This is a genomic window from Ensifer sp. 2TAB8, from assembly GCF_052115125.1.
In the GTDB taxonomy this organism is placed as follows: Bacteria; Pseudomonadota; Alphaproteobacteria; order Rhizobiales; family Rhizobiaceae; genus Ensifer.
The window spans coordinates 1-16,149 of record NZ_JBFRGB010000038.1; the positions used below are offsets into that span (position 1 = coordinate 1).

Sequence of the window (16,149 nt, forward strand, 5' to 3'; positions counted from 1 at the left end):
TTCCTCAAAGCCCGAACCATCCGGCCCAGACCCTCAAATCAGCCTCAGCCAATCCAGGAAACTCTAGAGCGAAGGTCGTCGTCGCCAGCAGCGCCGCCGCCCTCGTCAGTGATCGGGCTTATAGACCTGCCCCCACCGAGACGTCAACAGGCTTTCTGGAAAAAAATGACAGATTTCTGACAAAGGCCGGAAACGCCGGGCTTTGAGCCCCAAAAAATCTTCTGCCTCCTCTGCGAGGGCTGTGGAGACACATTTTGGCCCTCACTTTTTCACAATCGGCCGGTCTAAGCGAAACCGACGATGCTTCGCGGATGCTTTCGCGCGGACGGGCGTGGGATAGCTGGGATATGCGCCCTCTCCCCTCCCCCGCGATTTGACTCCGTTGCGCGAAAGATGCACATCTTCGCGCAACGTATCGCAGGCAAGAATACGGTTTAGACAAATCGGGGACACTCAGTTCGGCATGAACACCGACAAGAACATGGTCAGGTCGCTCGGCGATCAACCGCCGATCCTTGCGCATGGCCGCCGCGCGCCCGACAGGCGCGAGATCTCCCTACGCTGGCTTTCCGGCACCTTTCTGACCGGTATCACCTCAAGTCTTCTTATGGGCGTTGCTCTTTTTGCCGCCCTTGACGGGCGCCAGCAGCTGGCCATCCCCGCCGAAGCCTATGCGGCACTCGACAGCGCGCCGAACGGAGACGAGCAGGCGCGCGCGGTACGCGGCGGTCGTATCCTTTCGCCGAAACTGGTCGCCAAACCGGCGGACAAGACCGTCATGGAAGTTTCCACCATGACCCATGACGGCGAAAAGGAAGTGGTGCGCAAGCAGCCCTTCGTTCATGTCAAGATGGCACTCGCCGCCAATCACCAGCCCTCGGAAAACTATCCGGACTTCGATCCGCTGGCGATCTTTTCCACCGACGATGCGGATGAAGAATCTCCGGTTGCCCGCACCGGCACGCTCTACGGCTCGAATGTCGATTCCGAAGTCGCACTGAAGACCGTCGACTTTCCGCTGAATGGCGGTGTTGCCTTTGACAGTTCGATGTCGCTCGAAGAGGTGGAGGAAAACGTTCGCACCAACGGTTCGGTACTGACCGAGGGCAGCACGCAGGTCGCCTCGCTCTATTACGTCGATCCGCAGCGCTTCGCATCCGAGAGCGATGGCCTCGATCTGCTTCAGGGCCTGACCGCCCGCATCGTCGAACAGAACAAGAGCGATGCCGCCTACGAGACGATCGACGAAGAAAGCACCGAATACGCTGACGACATCATACCGGTGCGGCGCCAGACCGATATTGCCACCGTCATGGTCAACGCCGGCTACGCCAAGGCCCAGGCCGAAGACGCGGCCGGCTACATCGGCGACGCGCTCGGTGCGAACGAACTGAGCGAGGGCGACGTTCTGCGCATCGGCATCATTCAGAACGGCGAAGCGCAGAAGGGCGACGAAGCCCGCATCGTGCGCGCCACCATTTATTCACGCAATCGCCATGTGCTGACGATGGCCGTCGACGACAAGGGCCGCTTCGTTCCTGGTGCCGAACCGCCGAAGCTCGACGCGGTGGCCACCGCCTTCGACGACAATGGCGCGCCGGTCATGACCAGCAGCCACGACCTGCCGCGGGTCTATGACGGCATCTACCGCGCCGCCCTTTCCTATGGCATGAGCGCCGACATGGTCGGCCTCGTCGTCAAGCTGCTCGCCAGCAACGTCGATTTCCAGGCACAGCTGAAGCCGACGGATTCGCTCGAAGCCTTCTTCTCCGTAACCGACGAACGCGGCATGGCGACGGAGGAATCCGAGCTTCTCTATGTGCGCGCCAAGTTCGGCGATGCGGTTACCGCCTTCTACCGGTTCCAGGATCCGGAAGACAATTCGATCGATTACTTCGATACCGAAGGCAAGAGCATCCGCCAGTTCCTGCTGCGCAACCCCGTGCCGAACGGACACTTCCGGTCCGGCTTCGGCATGCGCCGCCATCCGATCCTCGGCTTCTCACGTATGCACACCGGCGTCGACTGGGCAGCTCCGCGCGGAACGCCGATCATCGCGGCCGGCGGCGGCGTCGTGGAAAAGGCCGGCTGGGATTCCGGTGGCTACGGCAACCAGACGCTGATCCGCCACGCCAATGGCTACGTGTCGTCCTACAACCACCAGAGCGCGATCGCCAAGAACGTCAAGGTGGGCAACAAGGTCGTCCAGGGCCAGGTGATCGGCTGGGTCGGCACGACGGGTCTTTCGACCGGTCCGCACCTGCATTACGAGCTGATCGTCAACGGCAACAAGGTCGATCCGCTGCGCATCCGCCTTCCCGGCGGCAAGTCGCTTTCGGGCGACGCGCTGGCGAAGTTCGAGAAGGAACGCGACCGCATCGACGAGTTGCTGAACAAGGATGGCGCCGGCGCCGAAGTCGCAAGCAACTGAAGCATGGCGCGCAACACTGCGCGACTGCTTGGGATCAAGTTACCGAAAAGCAGAAGCTTGAAGCGCAAAGAGCGAAGCTGAAAGAGCGCGACGCGCCTTAGGCCCCTCCCCTCTTCCAAAGCCCGCACAAACAAGAAGGCCGCCCCGAAGGGCGGCCTCGTTTCTTTGATCTTGTCAGGCGGCTTCCTTGTCCGCCGTCGCTCCGCGCTTGAAGTTGAGGCGGTCGGAGCCGGCGAGCACCTTGACGGACGAACCATCTGGGAACTCGCCCTGCAGGATCTTCTCGGCGAGCGGATCCTGCACGTACTTCTGGATCGTGCGCTTCAGCGGACGTGCGCCATAGGCGGGGTCGTAACCCTTGTCGGCGAGGAAGGCGCGGGCGTCGTCCTCGAGCTCCAGCGTGATCTTGCGCTCGGCAAGCAGCGACCGCAGCCTTTCGAGCTGGATATCGACGATCGCGCCCATTTCCGAGCGGCGCAGCCGGTGGAACAGGATGATCTCGTCCACGCGGTTCAGGAACTCCGGCCGGAAGGCAGCCTTGACCACATCCATCACCTGGTCGCGAACCGCATCGCTGTCCTCGTTCTCGCCGAGACCGGTCAGATACTCGGCCCCGAGGTTCGAGGTCATGATGATCATCGTGTGCTTGAAGTCGACCGTGCGGCCCTGACCATCGGTCAGGCGGCCGTCATCGAGCACCTGCAGAAGCACGTTGAAGACATCCGGATGCGCCTTCTCGATCTCGTCGAACAGCACGACCTGGTAGGGCCGACGGCGGACGGACTCGGTCAGAGCACCACCTTCCTCATAGCCGACATAGCCCGGAGGAGCACCGATCAGCCGGGCCACGGAGTGCTTCTCCATGTATTCCGACATGTCGACACGCATCAGCGCGGTCTCGTCGTCGAACAGGAACCGGGCCAGCGCCTTGGTAAGCTCCGTCTTGCCGACACCGGTCGGGCCGAGGAAGATGAACGAGCCGATCGGCCGGTTCGGATCCTGGAGCCCGGCCCGCGAACGCCGGACGGCACGGGAGACCGCCTGCACGGCGTCACCCTGGCCGACGACCCACTTCGCCAACTCGTCTTCCATCCGCAGCAGCTTGTCGCGTTCGCCTTCCAGCATCTTGTCGACCGGAATACCGGTCCAACGAGAAACCACATGTGCGATGTTGTCCGGAGTCACGACCTCCTGCACCATCGGGTTGGCATTGGCGTTTTCCTGGCTTTCGGCATCCGCAAGCTCCTTTTCGAGCTTCGGAATGACACCGTAGGTTAGTTCGCCGGCGCGCTGGAACTCACCCTTGCGCTGGACGATCGCCAGTTCGTTGCGGGCTTCGTCCAACTGCTTCTTGAGATCGGCAGCACGCCCCAGTTTCTGCTTCTCCGCCTGCCAGCGAGCCGTCAGCGCCGACGCCTGCTCTTCGAGCGAGACAAGATCGAGCTCGAGCTTCTCCAGCCGATCCTTCGACGAGACATCGGTTTCCTTCTTCAGGGCCTCGCGCTCGATCTTCAGCTGAATGATGCGGCGATCGAGCTCGTCAAGCTCTTCGGGCTTGGAGTCGACCTGCATGCGCAGGCGCGACGCAGCTTCGTCCATCAGGTCGATCGCCTTGTCCGGCAGGAACCGGTCGGTGATGTAGCGGTTCGAAAGCGTCGCGGCAGCAACCAGCGCCGAGTCCGAGATGCGGACCTTGTGGTGCTGCTCATACTTCTCCTTCAGACCGCGCAGGATCGAGATCGTGTCTTCGACCGTCGGCTCCTCGACCATGACCGGCTGGAAGCGGCGGGCAAGGGCTGCGTCCTTTTCGACGTGCTTGCGATATTCGTCCAGCGTGGTGGCGCCAACACAATGCAACTCGCCGCGCGCGAGCGCCGGCTTCAGAAGGTTGGAGGCATCCATCGCCCCTTCCGCCTTGCCGGCACCAACAAGCGTGTGCATCTCGTCGATAAACAGGATGATTTCACCGTTTTCAGCCTGCACTTCGTTGAGAACGGCCTTCAGCCGCTCCTCGAACTCGCCACGGAATTTTGCACCGGCAATCAGCGCGCCCATGTCGAGCGCCATCAGTCGCTTGTCCTTGAGGCTTTCCGGCACGTCGCCATTGACGATGCGCAGAGCAAGGCCTTCGGCGATGGCGGTCTTGCCGACGCCGGGCTCCCCGATCAGCACGGGGTTGTTCTTGGTGCGGCGCGAAAGCACCTGGATGGTGCGACGGATCTCGTCGTCGCGGCCGATGACCGGGTCGAGCTTGCCATCACGCGCGTCGGCCGTCAGGTCGCGTGCGTATTTCTTCAGGCTGTCGAAGCCCTGCTCGGCATTGGCGCTGTCGGCGGTCCGGCCCTTGCGAATGTCGTTGATCACCTGATTGAGCTTGGTCGCGGTCACGCCGGCCTTGGCGAGAATGCCAGAGGTCGCAGCAGAGCTTTCAATCGCAAGCGCTAACAGCAGCCGTTCGACGGTGACGAAGCTGTCACCGGCTTTCTTCGCGGCCTCCTCGGCGCTGGAAAACACACGCGCGAGCGGCTGCGACAGATAGACGGAGCCATTGCCGCCGGAAACCTTGGGGAGCTTGGCAAGTGCCGCATCATTGCCGGCGCGCGCCTCACGGGCGTCGCCTCCGGCGCGCTCGATCAGCGAAGCGGCCATGCCCTGATCGTCGTCGAGCAGCACTTTGAGCACATGCTCGGGCGTGAATTGCTGGTGTCCTTGCGCCAACGCATAGGTCTGCGCCGACTGCAGAAAACCGCGCACGCGCTCGGAATATTTTTCAATGTTCATAGTCTACCTCCATAGCCCGGCAGGCCCATCGCGTGGCACCCGTCGGTGTTTCAGGATCAGGCTCCCGCATTCGGCAAGCCTGTCAGTGTGGAGCGATCCCCGCCTTGCGCCGGATCAACGCATCCGAAGCGAATATGGGGCACCGATTTTGGAAATTAAAGAGCCGTCCATGGTCTCCAGACCGAAATCTGCAACCGAAAAATGCGGCCACCGGACGGTTTGCCCCGCGGCCGCGTTTTCGCTCAGGGAGGCGCGAAGCCCCATTGGTTCACTCAGCCGCCATCAGCGATCGTTCGGCGAATGACGCACCGAACTCCTTCATTCGCCGCACGTAGCAGGCCGGGTCGATCAGAACCTCGGGGAGATAGAGACCGGGCGCAGGCGCGTCGCCGCCTGCAAGGCCGAGCATGCGTTCCACCGCCAGCGCAACACCGAGCGCGGTCAGCGGCGCCTGCCCCTCGGGGTGCACGATCTCGTGGCGATGATTGAGACGCTCGCCATCCCTGCCCCGCCCTGCGATCTCGATGACGATCTCGGTCGAAAACGGCTCGCCACGACGCCTGCTCGCGGATTCGCTGTAGGCGAGGTCCAGCCGGATGTTGCCGGCATTCGTCCGAGCCGAGAGCGCCATGACGTCGAAGGGCGAATAGGCAACCGCATCGAGTTCGACGCCGTCGACGCTTCGGTAGCGCGCCTTCGAATCCTCGCTGCCGGCCCAGTGGAGCTTGCCGTCCTTCACGGTCAATGCCGCCGGCGCGAGGCCGGTGATACGATTGTAATCGGCGAGTGCCGCCGGGCCGCCCATATCCTGTTCGTCGAGCAGGACCCCGATGCGGATCGTGTCGATCGCCTCATAGGCCTTGGCGAATTCGAGGATCGGGAAGATCGCGGCGCCGGCGAGCCAGTGGCTGGCGAGCAGGATCGGCGCCTTGTCCGGCGCGTGGATATATTGCGCCATTTCCGGCCCCACTTCGAAGGTGCCGCTCGAAAGGCTGATATAGGGGATGCCGTGGCGCTGGGCGTAGCGCATCGAGCTCAGCTTCTCATCCTTCAGGAAAATGACGACGGCACTGAAGCGCGGCTCATCGCCAAAGCCAAGATCCGGTCGCGCCAGATCGACACTGACGCCGATCGCGTTTCCCACCTCACGCGCCACGGCCTCGGCTTTGCCGACATCACGGCCGCCGATGGCGATCGGCAGCGTGGGGTGTAGCCGGCGGATGATTTTCGCCGCCTGCGATCCGACGACCCCGGAGCCGCCAATAATCAAAACAGGCTGAAACTTGCTCGACATCTTCCTATCTCCTAAACGAAAGGTGTCCGGCTGATTGCCGAACCTACCATTAGTAAGTTACTGTTAGTAGATAAGTTGCCGAACGCCGCTTTCAAGAGCCACAAACCGGCGCGAAAAAGGATTGCGATCGATGGCACCGACGAAAATCCGAAAGCTCGCCAAACCCGAACGGCGCGCCCAGTTGATCGAGACCGCCAAGGAGATCCTGCGCGAGTGCGGAGCCGATGCCCTGACGCTCGGACACCTCGCCGAACGTGCGGGCGTCAGCAAGCCGATCGCCTATGAGCATTTCGGTACGCGTGAGGGATTGCTGATCGCGCTCTCCCAGGAGATCGAAGACCGCCACACAAGCAAGCTGCAGTTGGCGCTTGCCGGGGCACCGAAAGAGCTCGATGCGGTCGCCGACATCATCAGTTCGGTTTACATCAACTGCGCCGTCGACAGTGGTGAGGAATGGCAAGCCATCTCCGGCGCGCTGCGTGGCAACGCCGATATGATCGCGACACAGCAACAGCAGGCCGACGACTATGTGGGGATGATCCAGGCGGCACTCGGGCCGTTTGCGAAAATTCCCGCTGAAGATTTGCGCCTGCGCTGCACTGGTATAGCAGGGGCTGCCGAGGCGATCGGCCGCGAACTGATCCGCGGCCGCACAAGCGAGGCGGCCGCCAGCACCAATCTCGCGGCACTGATCGTCGACAGCGTCAACGCCTGATCGCAAGTATCAGACAAAGAAAAACCCGGCCGCAACAGGCCGGGTTTTTGTCGTGCCCAGATCGGGCAACCTCGCTGTCAGCTCGCCACTTACTCGGAAGCGGCCAGTGCCGGTGCTTCCGGAGCGGCATCGCCCGAAGCCTGAGCCTCGTCGGCAGCACCGTCCTGTGCGCTACGGCGCGGACGGCGCGGACGCGGCGCACTGCGGCGGCGGGATGCGGCGCGGCCGGAGGCAGCCGGAGCTTCCTCTTCCATCGCGACTTCCGCCGGCGTGCCTTCGATCACCGGCTGCGGGCCCGTGCCGTCGATGACAACAGGCTGCGGCTCGGCAGCAGGCGCTGCGGACACGGCAACCGGAGCCGGCATGTCGTCGACATAAACCTGATCCAGATCATCCTGGTCCTGATCGGACGCATCATGGCCGCGGAAATCCTGGCGATCTTCGCGCTGGAACCGATCCTGCATCTGCGCCTGTGCGGCGGCAATGATACGGTTGTAGTGCTCGGCGTGCTGCAGGTAGTTTTCTGCGATGACCCGGTCGCCCGAGCTCTGAGCATCGCGCGCAAGAGCTGAGTACTTCTCGGCGATGTGCTGGGCAGTACCGCGAATCTTCACGTCCGGGCCGGAACTGTCGTAGGTCCGCGTCAGCGGGTTCGAGCCCTTGCGGTTGTGATTGTTGTTGTTTCCGTTGTTATTGTTGTTGTTGTTATTGTTATTCCGCCCGCGGCCGCGCTTGTTTTGCTGTCCTGGCCTCATAGTACATTCACCCGAATTCTCTTGATAATGATGATCATGTGGTTTCGTCTTCCGGCCGGATCCGTTCACGCCCGACAGAGCACGCACCGCTGCGCTCGCACAATGGCGGCTTTGGCGCCGACTGACGTCAAATTAACAGGTACCTGCACAAGGCACTTGTTGACCCTAGCAACTCTTTCTTGAGAGCAATCCCCGTGGCCAGGTCATACCGGAACGAATCTTAGGTCCATGACCTTCTGCCCAGTGCGCGGGCAAACTAGCCCGCTTCCTCTGGGATTCCAAGCCCTTTCTTTGCCTGAGCAAGAAAGAAGATGCGTCAGTGCAGCATTTTTTCAACGGTTGATGTCGCGTTCGAAGATCAGGACGCGGTCATTACCGCCGAGATCCTTCGCCGCTTCACGCAGACGGAATTTTTCGGCGTTAAACAACGCCGTCACCGCCTCTTTCTGGTCGAAACCGATTTCCAAGCCTATCACGCCATTTGTCTCAAGATGATGACCAGCTTGAGAAGCGATGGCGCGATAGGCATCAAGCCCATCTTCTCCGCCATCTAGCGCTGCGGCCGGGTCGTGAAGTCTCACCTCCGGCTCAAGCTCATGGACCATACTGGACCGGATATACGGCGGATTTGAGACGATCACATCGTACCGTCCGTCCACCTTCTCGTACCAGTTGCTGAGAAGCGGCCGAAACCGTTCCGCAAGGCCGAGCCCGGCAGCATTCGCCGTCGCCGTTGCCAGTGCGTCCTGCGATATATCGGTGGCCGTGCCCCTGGCTTCAAGAACCTGCGATAGGAGCGCGATACAAATCGCCCCGGTACCGGTTCCAAGATCGATAACCTCGCAGCCACCCTTTCGCGCAACCGCCTCACGCAGATAGGGGATCATCCGATCGACGAGCGTCTCGGTATCCGGGCGAGGCTCCAGCGTTTCCTTCGAAAGCTTTAGCGGCAGGCCGAAAAATTCGCGTTCGCCGAGAATACGGTAGACCGGTTCGCGTGCCAGCCGCCGCGCAACCGCCGCCCGGATGCGTGCGGCATCCTCCTCCGACACGGGCTCCCTGCCCCGCGAGACAACCGCACTCAGCGAGATGTCGAGCAGGCCGGAGATCAGATGCCGGACGTCGAGAGCCGCATGCTCGATGCCGCCCGCCTGCAGGCGATCGCGACTTTCGGCAACGAGGCTCGCGAGCGTTTCGGCCATGGCTCAGCCCCGCTGCTCGCCGAGCTGCGCCAACTGGCTTGCCTGATAATCGGCGAGCAACGCATCGACGACCTCGTCGATCTCACCCATCATCATCCGATCGAGCTTGTAGAGCGTCAGGTTGATGCGGTGGTCGGTCAGGCGTCCCTGCGGGAAGTTGTAAGTGCGGATACGCTCGGAGCGGTCGCCCGAGCCCACCTGGCTTTTGCGGTCGGCCGAGCGTTCGCTGTCGGCGCGCTGGCGCTCCATGTCGTAGAGGCGCGAGCGCAGGACCTGCATCGCCTTCGCACGGTTCTGGTGCTGCGACTTTTCCGAGCTGGTGACGACGAGCCCGGTCGGGAGGTGGGTGATGCGCACCGCCGAGTCCGTCGTGTTGACGTGCTGACCGCCGGCACCCGACGAGCGCATCGTGTCGATGCGGATATCTTCGGGGCGGATCTCGATGTCGATGTCCTCAGCCTCGGGCAACACGGCGACGGTTGCGGCTGACGTATGAATGCGCCCGCTCGCTTCGGTCTCCGGCACGCGCTGCACCCGGTGCACCCCGGATTCGAACTTCAACCGCGAGAACACGCCGCGTCCGGAAACCGTCGCAATGATTTCCTTGAACCCGCCGGCTTCGCCGTCGCTTGCTGACAGCACTTCGACCTTCCAGCCCTTGCCGGCAGCATATCGCTCGTACATGCGGAAAAGATCGCCGGCAAAAAGCGCCGCTTCCGATCCGCCGGTACCGGCGCGAATTTCGAGGATCGCACTCTTTTCGTCGGCCGCATCCTTCGGCAGAAGCAGGATCTGGATTTCCTGTTCCAGTGCCTCGATGGCTGCTTCGACCTCGGGCTTCTCCATTTCGGCGAGGTCGCGCATCTCCCGGTCGGTCGATTTGTCGGCAAGCATCGAAGTGATATCGGCGAGTTCGGCCGTCGCCTTCTCGTAGGCGCGGATCTTGGTCACGACCGGCTGCAGTTCGGAGTATTCCGAGGCGAGCTTGACATAGACGTCCGCGGCCGGGCCGGCCGACATGCGGGCCTCGATCTCACCGAACCGACGTTCCAGTTCGCGCATCTTTTCAACGGGAAGCTTTGCCAAGTCTCACTCCAAATGCGTCTCGGCTCGCCCGGATCAAGTCCGGACGAGGATCACGACGCGTCAATTCAATCTAAACCGGAATGCCGTTTTCCGCGGCGAAATCCACCAGCATCTGGCGAACGGGTCGCTGGTCGCGTGTGTCATCGAGCGCCGCGTTGAGCGCGCCGCCAAGCTTGCCCGCATCGAGCGCCAGCAGCATCGCCTTGATGGGGCCTACCGCCGTCGGCGACATCGATACCGAACGGAAGCCAAGCCCCAGCAATGCCATGGCAGAAAGCGGCTTGCTCGCCATCTCCCCGCACAGCGTCACCGGCGTATCGTGCCGGTCACCCGCACGCACGATGTCGCGCAGGATCCTGAGGAACGGTCGGCCAAGCACGTCGAAACGATCGGAGACACGAGCATTGCCGCGGTCGACCGCCATCGCGAACTGGAAGAGGTCGTTCGAGCCGACGGATACAAAATCCACTTCGGTCATCAGCTCGTCGAGCTGCCACAGCAGCGCCGGCACTTCGAGCATGGCGCCGAACTGCAGCTTGCGTGGCAACTGTTCACCAAGCTTCGACTGCCGCTCGATTTCCTTCTGCAGTAGGTCGCGCGCGATCCTGAGCTCGGAGACCTCGGTGACCATCGGCAGCATCAGCTTGAGCTCGGCGCCGGCCGCCGCACGCAGCATCGCACGAAGCTGGGTGCGTAAGAGACCCGGGCGATCGAGCGAAAGCCGGATTGCACGCCAGCCAAGCGCCGGGTTTTCCTCTTCCGCCGCGCGGAAATAGGGAACCACCTTGTCACCGCCTATGTCGAGCGTGCGGAAGGTCACGGGCTTGCCGCCGGTCTGCTTCAGCACACTGCGATAGAAGGCTTCCTGCTCTTCCGCCTTCGGCATCGTCGAGGCGATCATGAACTGGAGTTCGGTGCGGAACAGGCCGATGCCTTCAGCGCCCGCTTCATTGAGATGTGGCAGGTCGACGAGCAGGCCGGCGTTCATCTGCAGCGTAATGCGCTTGCCGTCCCTGGTCAGTGGCTCGACGTCCTTCAGCGCCCGGAACTGCGCCTGGCGCCGTGCCCGGAAGCGAACCTTTTCCTCGTAGGCGCGCTGCAGGTCTGCGAGTGGCCGCAAATGGACCTTGGCATCGTCGCCGTCGATGATGATCGCATCGCGGTTTTCCGCAAGCGCAACCGCACCGGTCGCCTGTCCGATCACCGGAATGCCCATGGCGCGCGCGACGATCACCACGTGGCTCGTCACGGCACCCTCTTCGAGCACCAGGCCGCGCACGTTTTCGCGCGGATAATCGAGCAGTTCGGCAGCGCCCATGGCGCGGGCGACGATCACCGCATCGTTCGGGAAGTCGCTCGCCGAAAGCTTGGCGCCATAGCCCGAAAGCTGGCGCAAAAGTCGGTTGGCCAGGTCGTCGAAATCATGCATGCGCTCGCGCAGATAAGGGTCCGTCAGACGGATCATCCGCGCCTTGGTTTCGCTCTGCACCCGTTCGACCGCGGCTTCCGCCGTCAGGCCGTTGCGGATCGCCTCTTCGAGCTTGCGCACCCAGCCGCGGTCATGGGCGAACATGCGGTAGGTTTCGAGCACGGCGCGGTGCTCACCCTCCATCGACACCTCGCGGCGCGACAGCATGTCGTCGATCGAGATGCGCAGCGACCCCAGCGCCTCGGCAAGCCGCTGCAATTCCTGGTCGGTATCTTCGTTGAGCAGGTTGGTGACGACGATCCTCGGTTCGTGCAGGACGACATAACCGAGGCCGATGCCTTCACCGTAGCTGTTGCCTTCGATCGAGACCGGGCGTGAGAGATCGAGTTCGAGACCCGGCTTGGTGATCTTCTTGAGCTCGCCGGTTGCCACCATCTCGGCGAGAACCATGGCAGTCGTCTCAAGCGCCTCGACCTCGTCCTCGCGATAGTTGCGCATTGCCTTGTTCTGGACGACGAGAACACCAAGCGCGCGGCCCGTGCGCAGGATCGGCACACCAAGGAAGGAGTGGTAGATCTCTTCGCCGGTTTCCGGCAGGTAGGTAAAGGCCGGATGCGACTGGGCGTCGGACAGATTGAGCGGTCGCGCCGAGGCGGCGATGGTGCCGACGAGGCCCTGCCCCATCTTCAATTGCGCCAGGTGGACGGCCGCCTTGTTCAGACCTTCCGTCGCGTAGAGTTCGAGCACGCCGTCGGAACGCAGGACGTAGACCGAACACACTTCCGCAACCATGTTCTGCGCGATCTGGCGCACAATACGGTCAAGGCGCTCCTGCGGCTCCAGCGGTTCCGCCATAAGCTCGCGCAACCGCTTGAGGAGAACGCGCGGACCTGCGGAAAGGTCTCTCATCGCGTGGGGTCTCCCGAAATAGAGTAGGCGGCGGCAAACGGATGCGCGGCGGAACCGCCGCGAATCCCAAATCAGTCGCCTGTCGATTAACTCTTATCGAGACCGTAAGCGGAATGCAAAGTGCGAACCGCCAATTCAGCGTAGGGACCATCGATCAGGATCGAAATCTTGATCTCGGAGGTGGTGATCGCCTTGATGTTGATGCCCTTGTCGGCGAGCGCACGGAAGGCCGAGGCTGCAACACCGGCGTGGCTGCGCATGCCGATGCCGATGACCGAGACCTTGACGAGGCCGGCTTCGGACTGAACGACGTCGTAGCCAATCTTTTCCTTGTTGTCGCCGAGCACCTTCAGCGCCTTGTCGACGTCGCCCGACGGAACCGTGAAGGTCATGTCGGTCTTCGAGCCGTCTTCGGAAATGTTCTGGACGATCATGTCGACGTTGATATGGGCTTCGGCGAGCGGCCCGAAGATCGCGGCGGAGACCCCCGGCCGGTCGGCGAGACGGCGCAGCGAAATCTGGGCTTCATCCTTGGCATAGGCAATGCCGGTTACGACTTCCTGTTCCACGATCTCATCCTCATCACAAATCAGCGTACCGGGCGGATTGAGAAGGTCACCCATGCCCGGCGCATCGGGATCTTCGAAAGACGAACGCACGAAGGTGCGGACCTTGTGCACCATGGCGAGCTCGACCGAGCGCACCTGCAGCACCTTGGCGCCGAGCGATGCCATTTCCAGCATTTCCTCGAACGCGATCTTCTTCAGCCGCCGCGCCTTCGGCTCGATGCGCGGGTCGGTCGTATAGACGCCGTCGACGTCGGTGTAGATGTCGCAGCGATCGGCCTTGACGCCGGCGGCAATTGCTACGGCCGAGGTGTCGGAGCCGCCGCGACCGAGGGTGGCGACGCGGTTGTCGGGCCCAAGCCCCTGGAAGCCGGCGATGACGGCGACCTGGCCCTCACCCATGCGGCGGACGAGTTCGGCGCCGTCGATATCGAGGATACGCGCTGCGCCATGGGCGTTGTCGGTGCGGATCGGGATCTGCCAGCCCTGCCAGGAACGGGCATTGATGCCCATCGACTGCAGCGCGATCGCCAGAAGGCCGGAGGTCACCTGCTCGCCGGAAGCGACGATCGCATCATACTCGCGCGCGTCGTAGAAAGGCGAGTTGGCGCCGGTTGCCTTCGGCATGTTCTGTACCCAGCCGACCAACTCATTGGTCTTGCCGGACATGGCGGAAACGACGACGGCAACCTCGTGGCCGGCATCGACTTCGCGTTTCACATGGCGGGCGACATTGTGGATGCGGTCCAAATCAGCGACGGAAGTTCCGCCGAATTTCATCACGATGCGTGCCATTTGCCTCTACCGGTACCCAAATTGCGCGCGTAAGGCGCGCGTGACAGGAAAGCCCCCGCCGGCGCCCGACGGTCAAAAAGCTTGGGAGACTTCTCGGACATCGGCAGTCACCGCTTCGGGGAGCGGAAAGTCGCGGCGTCTCTTAGCGGATCAGGGGGCCGCACGCAATGGCAAGCGGGCACAGATTCGGATCCCAATAGCTGGCCTCGACGCCACCTTCCGCAACAATATTGCCGAAGGCGTCGCGCGACGGAAATATCCGTGCCGCAAGACCCCGCAAAGCCGCGTTGAAAATTACCGGCGCTGATGCTAAACGTGCAACCGCAACTCAATTCGAGAAAGGGGGGCTGCGCGTGATTACATTCTTCCGGCACCACCGCCAGCGTGGCCCCGTCCAAGCCCTGCAGATGCGTTTGCAGGGCTGACCGGACATACTTCGCAATCTCGCGAACCTATCCCTGGTCTGCCCAGAGTGATGCAGTGCGGAACCGCCCTGGTTCAAACGCCTGCATCGTCTTCCAATATCGAGCCGACGTGACCCACGCGCAGCAAGCATGCCGTTGTGGGTTCAAGCATCCGAAAACCCCGGCGCCAAATGCGCCGCCCATGGATGTCTCACCGTCGCTCGCGCAGTCCAGAGAACGACCATGGCCTTGATCAATATCCGCAACCTCGGCGTCAGCCTGAGCGCACCGCTTTTCTCCAACCTCAACCTCTCGGTCGCCCCCGGTGACCGGATCGGCATCGTCGCTGCGAACGGGCGCGGCAAGTCGACCCTGCTGAAATCGATCGCCGGCAGCTTCGACCCGACCGCCGGCGAGATTACGCGCTCGCGTGGCCTGACCATCGGCCACGTCGAGCAGAACGTGCCCCCCTCCCTTCTGCCTCTCTCCTTCCACGACGCCGTTCTCTCGGCGCTTCCGGCCGACCAGGCGGAAAATGAAAGCTGGCGCGTCGACATCGTTCTCGATTCCCTCGACGTGCCGGAGGTTCTACGCCGCCGCGCTGTCTCGGAGTTGAGCGGTGGCTGGCAGCGATTGGCGCTTCTCGCACGGGTCTGGGTTACTGATCCGGATGCGCTGCTGCTCGATGAGCCAACCAACCATCTCGATCTTGCCAAGATCGCCCGGCTCGAAGCCTGGCTCAATGCCCTGCCGCGCGATGTGCCGGTGCTGGTCGCCAGCCACGACCGCGCCTTCCTGGATGCGACCACCAATCGCACGTTGTTCCTCAGGCCCGAGCAGTCGCCGATCTTCGCGCTTGCCTACTCACGCTCGCGCGCAGCACTTGATGAGGTGGATGCGTCGGAGGAGCGGCGCTACCAGCGCGACATGAAGGTGGCGCAGCAGCTTCGCCGCCAGGCCGCCAAGCTCAACAATATCGGCATCAATTCCGGCAGCGACCTTTTGACGGTGAAAACCAAGCAGTTGAAGCAGCGGGCGGAACGGCTGGAGGACGCGGCAAAACCGGCGCATCAGGAACGTTCGGCCGGCGCGATCCGCCTCGCCAACCGCGGCACGCATGCGAAGATCCTGGTGACACTCGACGACGTTCAGGTGGAAACGCCCGACGGCATACCGCTCTTCCGCACGGGGAAACGCTGGATCTGCCAAGGCGATCGCATCGTGCTGCTCGGCGAAAACGGCGCCGGCAAAACACGGCTCGTCAACCTCATCCGGTCTGCGATCGAAGAACCCTCCCGTGCGCCCGAAACGCTGAAGGCGACGCCCTCGCTGGTGCTTGGCTACAGCGACCAGGCGCTCGCGGGATTGTCGGATGACGAGACACCGCTTGCTGCGCTGTCGCGTCGTTTTTCGCTCGGCGATCAACGCGCCCGCACCCTGCTTGTCGGCGCCGGCGTCGGCATCGACATGCAGGAGAAGCCGATCGGCCGACTGTCCGGCGGCCAGAAGGCACGCCTTGCCATGCTGGTACTGCGGCTGAAGGAGCCCAATTTCTACCTGCTCGACGAGCCGACCAACCATCTGGACATCGAGGGTCAGGAGGCACTCGAGACGGAGTTGCTGAAACATGAAACGAGTTGCCTTCTCGTCTCCCACGACCGCAGCTTCGTGCGCAATGTCGGCAACCGCTTCTGGCTGATCGAAAAGCGCCGCCTCGTCGAAGTCGAGGATCCCGAAGATTTCTTCGCCTCGGCGGCTGCGAGCGAGCTTGGGTAGCAGCCG

11 protein-coding genes are annotated in these 16,149 nt (G+C 62.6%); 4 read left to right on the forward strand and 7 right to left on the reverse strand.

Features of this window, described 5'->3' with window-relative positions; translation table 11 throughout:
* Both AB4Z53_RS32960 and AB4Z53_RS32965 read left to right on the forward strand, forming a co-directional pair.
* The coding region (locus AB4Z53_RS32960; RefSeq protein ID WP_441599541.1) for a hypothetical protein at nucleotides 1-206 on the forward strand (206 nt) is incomplete at its 5' end.
* Between the two features lie 257 nt (nucleotides 207-463).
* Nucleotides 464-2,431, forward strand: coding sequence for a M23 family metallopeptidase (locus AB4Z53_RS32965; protein WP_113541368.1), 1,968 nt, complete (start codon nucleotides 464-466; stop codon nucleotides 2,429-2,431).
* A 174-nt stretch (nucleotides 2,432-2,605) separates the two neighbouring features.
* Here the strand turns inward: AB4Z53_RS32965 and clpB are convergent, their stop codons facing one another.
* Together clpB and AB4Z53_RS32975 are read right to left on the reverse strand one after the other, a co-directional pair.
* On the reverse strand, nucleotides 2,606-5,212 hold the full coding sequence (gene clpB / locus AB4Z53_RS32970; protein ID WP_291153994.1) for an ATP-dependent chaperone ClpB: 2,607 nt from the start codon (nucleotides 5,210-5,212) through the stop codon (nucleotides 2,606-2,608).
* 268 nt (nucleotides 5,213-5,480) lie between these two features.
* Entirely contained in the window at nucleotides 5,481-6,506 is a 1,026-nt protein-coding gene (locus AB4Z53_RS32975; protein ID WP_441599544.1) for an NAD(P)-dependent oxidoreductase, read from the reverse strand.
* 130 nt (nucleotides 6,507-6,636) lie between these two features.
* Between AB4Z53_RS32975 and AB4Z53_RS32980 the strand changes: the two genes are divergently transcribed.
* Nucleotides 6,637-7,221: a TetR/AcrR family transcriptional regulator gene (locus AB4Z53_RS32980; RefSeq protein WP_441599546.1), complete on the forward strand. Its 585-nt coding sequence runs from the start codon at nucleotides 6,637-6,639 to the stop codon at nucleotides 7,219-7,221.
* An 89-nt stretch (nucleotides 7,222-7,310) separates the two neighbouring features.
* On the opposite strand, the gene AB4Z53_RS32985 is transcribed toward AB4Z53_RS32980, so the two are convergent.
* From AB4Z53_RS32985 to AB4Z53_RS33005, 5 genes are all read right to left on the reverse strand, one after another.
* Nucleotides 7,311-7,976, reverse strand: a complete 666-nt coding sequence (locus AB4Z53_RS32985; protein ID WP_441599548.1) for a DUF4167 domain-containing protein — start codon at nucleotides 7,974-7,976, stop codon at nucleotides 7,311-7,313.
* Between the two features lie 332 nt (nucleotides 7,977-8,308).
* Nucleotides 8,309-9,178: a peptide chain release factor N(5)-glutamine methyltransferase gene (prmC, locus tag AB4Z53_RS32990; RefSeq protein WP_441599550.1), complete on the reverse strand. Its 870-nt coding sequence runs from the start codon at nucleotides 9,176-9,178 to the stop codon at nucleotides 8,309-8,311.
* Between the two features lie 3 nt (nucleotides 9,179-9,181).
* Entirely contained in the window at nucleotides 9,182-10,264 is a 1,083-nt protein-coding gene (gene prfA, locus AB4Z53_RS32995; protein ID WP_113541362.1) for a peptide chain release factor 1, read from the reverse strand.
* A 70-nt stretch (nucleotides 10,265-10,334) separates the two neighbouring features.
* Nucleotides 10,335-12,602, reverse strand: a complete 2,268-nt coding sequence (gene ptsP / locus AB4Z53_RS33000; protein ID WP_113541361.1) for a phosphoenolpyruvate--protein phosphotransferase — start codon at nucleotides 12,600-12,602, stop codon at nucleotides 10,335-10,337.
* Nucleotides 12,603-12,688: 86 nt separating this feature from the next.
* Nucleotides 12,689-13,963, reverse strand: a complete 1,275-nt coding sequence (locus AB4Z53_RS33005) for an aspartate kinase (protein ID WP_113541360.1) — start codon at nucleotides 13,961-13,963, stop codon at nucleotides 12,689-12,691.
* A 647-nt stretch (nucleotides 13,964-14,610) separates the two neighbouring features.
* Here AB4Z53_RS33005 and AB4Z53_RS33010 point away from each other — a divergent pair.
* Entirely contained in the window at nucleotides 14,611-16,143 is a 1,533-nt protein-coding gene (locus tag AB4Z53_RS33010; RefSeq protein WP_441599552.1) for an ABC-F family ATP-binding cassette domain-containing protein, read from the forward strand.
* The last annotated feature ends 6 nt before the right edge of the window (nucleotides 16,144-16,149 follow it).

Bases quoted from the DNA above. Each gene is read 5' to 3' on its own strand.
- AB4Z53_RS32965 (WP_113541368.1), top strand. From the start codon at position 464: ATGAACACCGACAAGAACATGGTCAGGTCGCTCGGCGATCAACCGCCG.
- clpB (WP_291153994.1), bottom strand. From the start codon at position 5,212: ATGAACATTGAAAAATATTCCGAGCGCGTGCGCGGTTTTCTGCAGTCG.
- AB4Z53_RS32975 (WP_441599544.1), bottom strand. From the start codon at position 6,506: ATGTCGAGCAAGTTTCAGCCTGTTTTGATTATTGGCGGCTCCGGGGTC.
- AB4Z53_RS33005 (WP_113541360.1), bottom strand. From the start codon at position 13,963: ATGGCACGCATCGTGATGAAATTCGGCGGAACTTCCGTCGCTGATTTG.
- ptsP (WP_113541361.1), bottom strand. From the start codon at position 12,602: ATGAGAGACCTTTCCGCAGGTCCGCGCGTTCTCCTCAAGCGGTTGCGC.
- prmC (WP_441599550.1), bottom strand. From the start codon at position 9,178: ATGGCCGAAACGCTCGCGAGCCTCGTTGCCGAAAGTCGCGATCGCCTG.
- AB4Z53_RS33010 (WP_441599552.1), top strand. From the start codon at position 14,611: ATGGCCTTGATCAATATCCGCAACCTCGGCGTCAGCCTGAGCGCACCG.
- AB4Z53_RS32980 (WP_441599546.1), top strand. From the start codon at position 6,637: ATGGCACCGACGAAAATCCGAAAGCTCGCCAAACCCGAACGGCGCGCC.
- AB4Z53_RS32985 (WP_441599548.1), bottom strand. From the start codon at position 7,976: ATGAGGCCAGGACAGCAAAACAAGCGCGGCCGCGGGCGGAATAACAAT.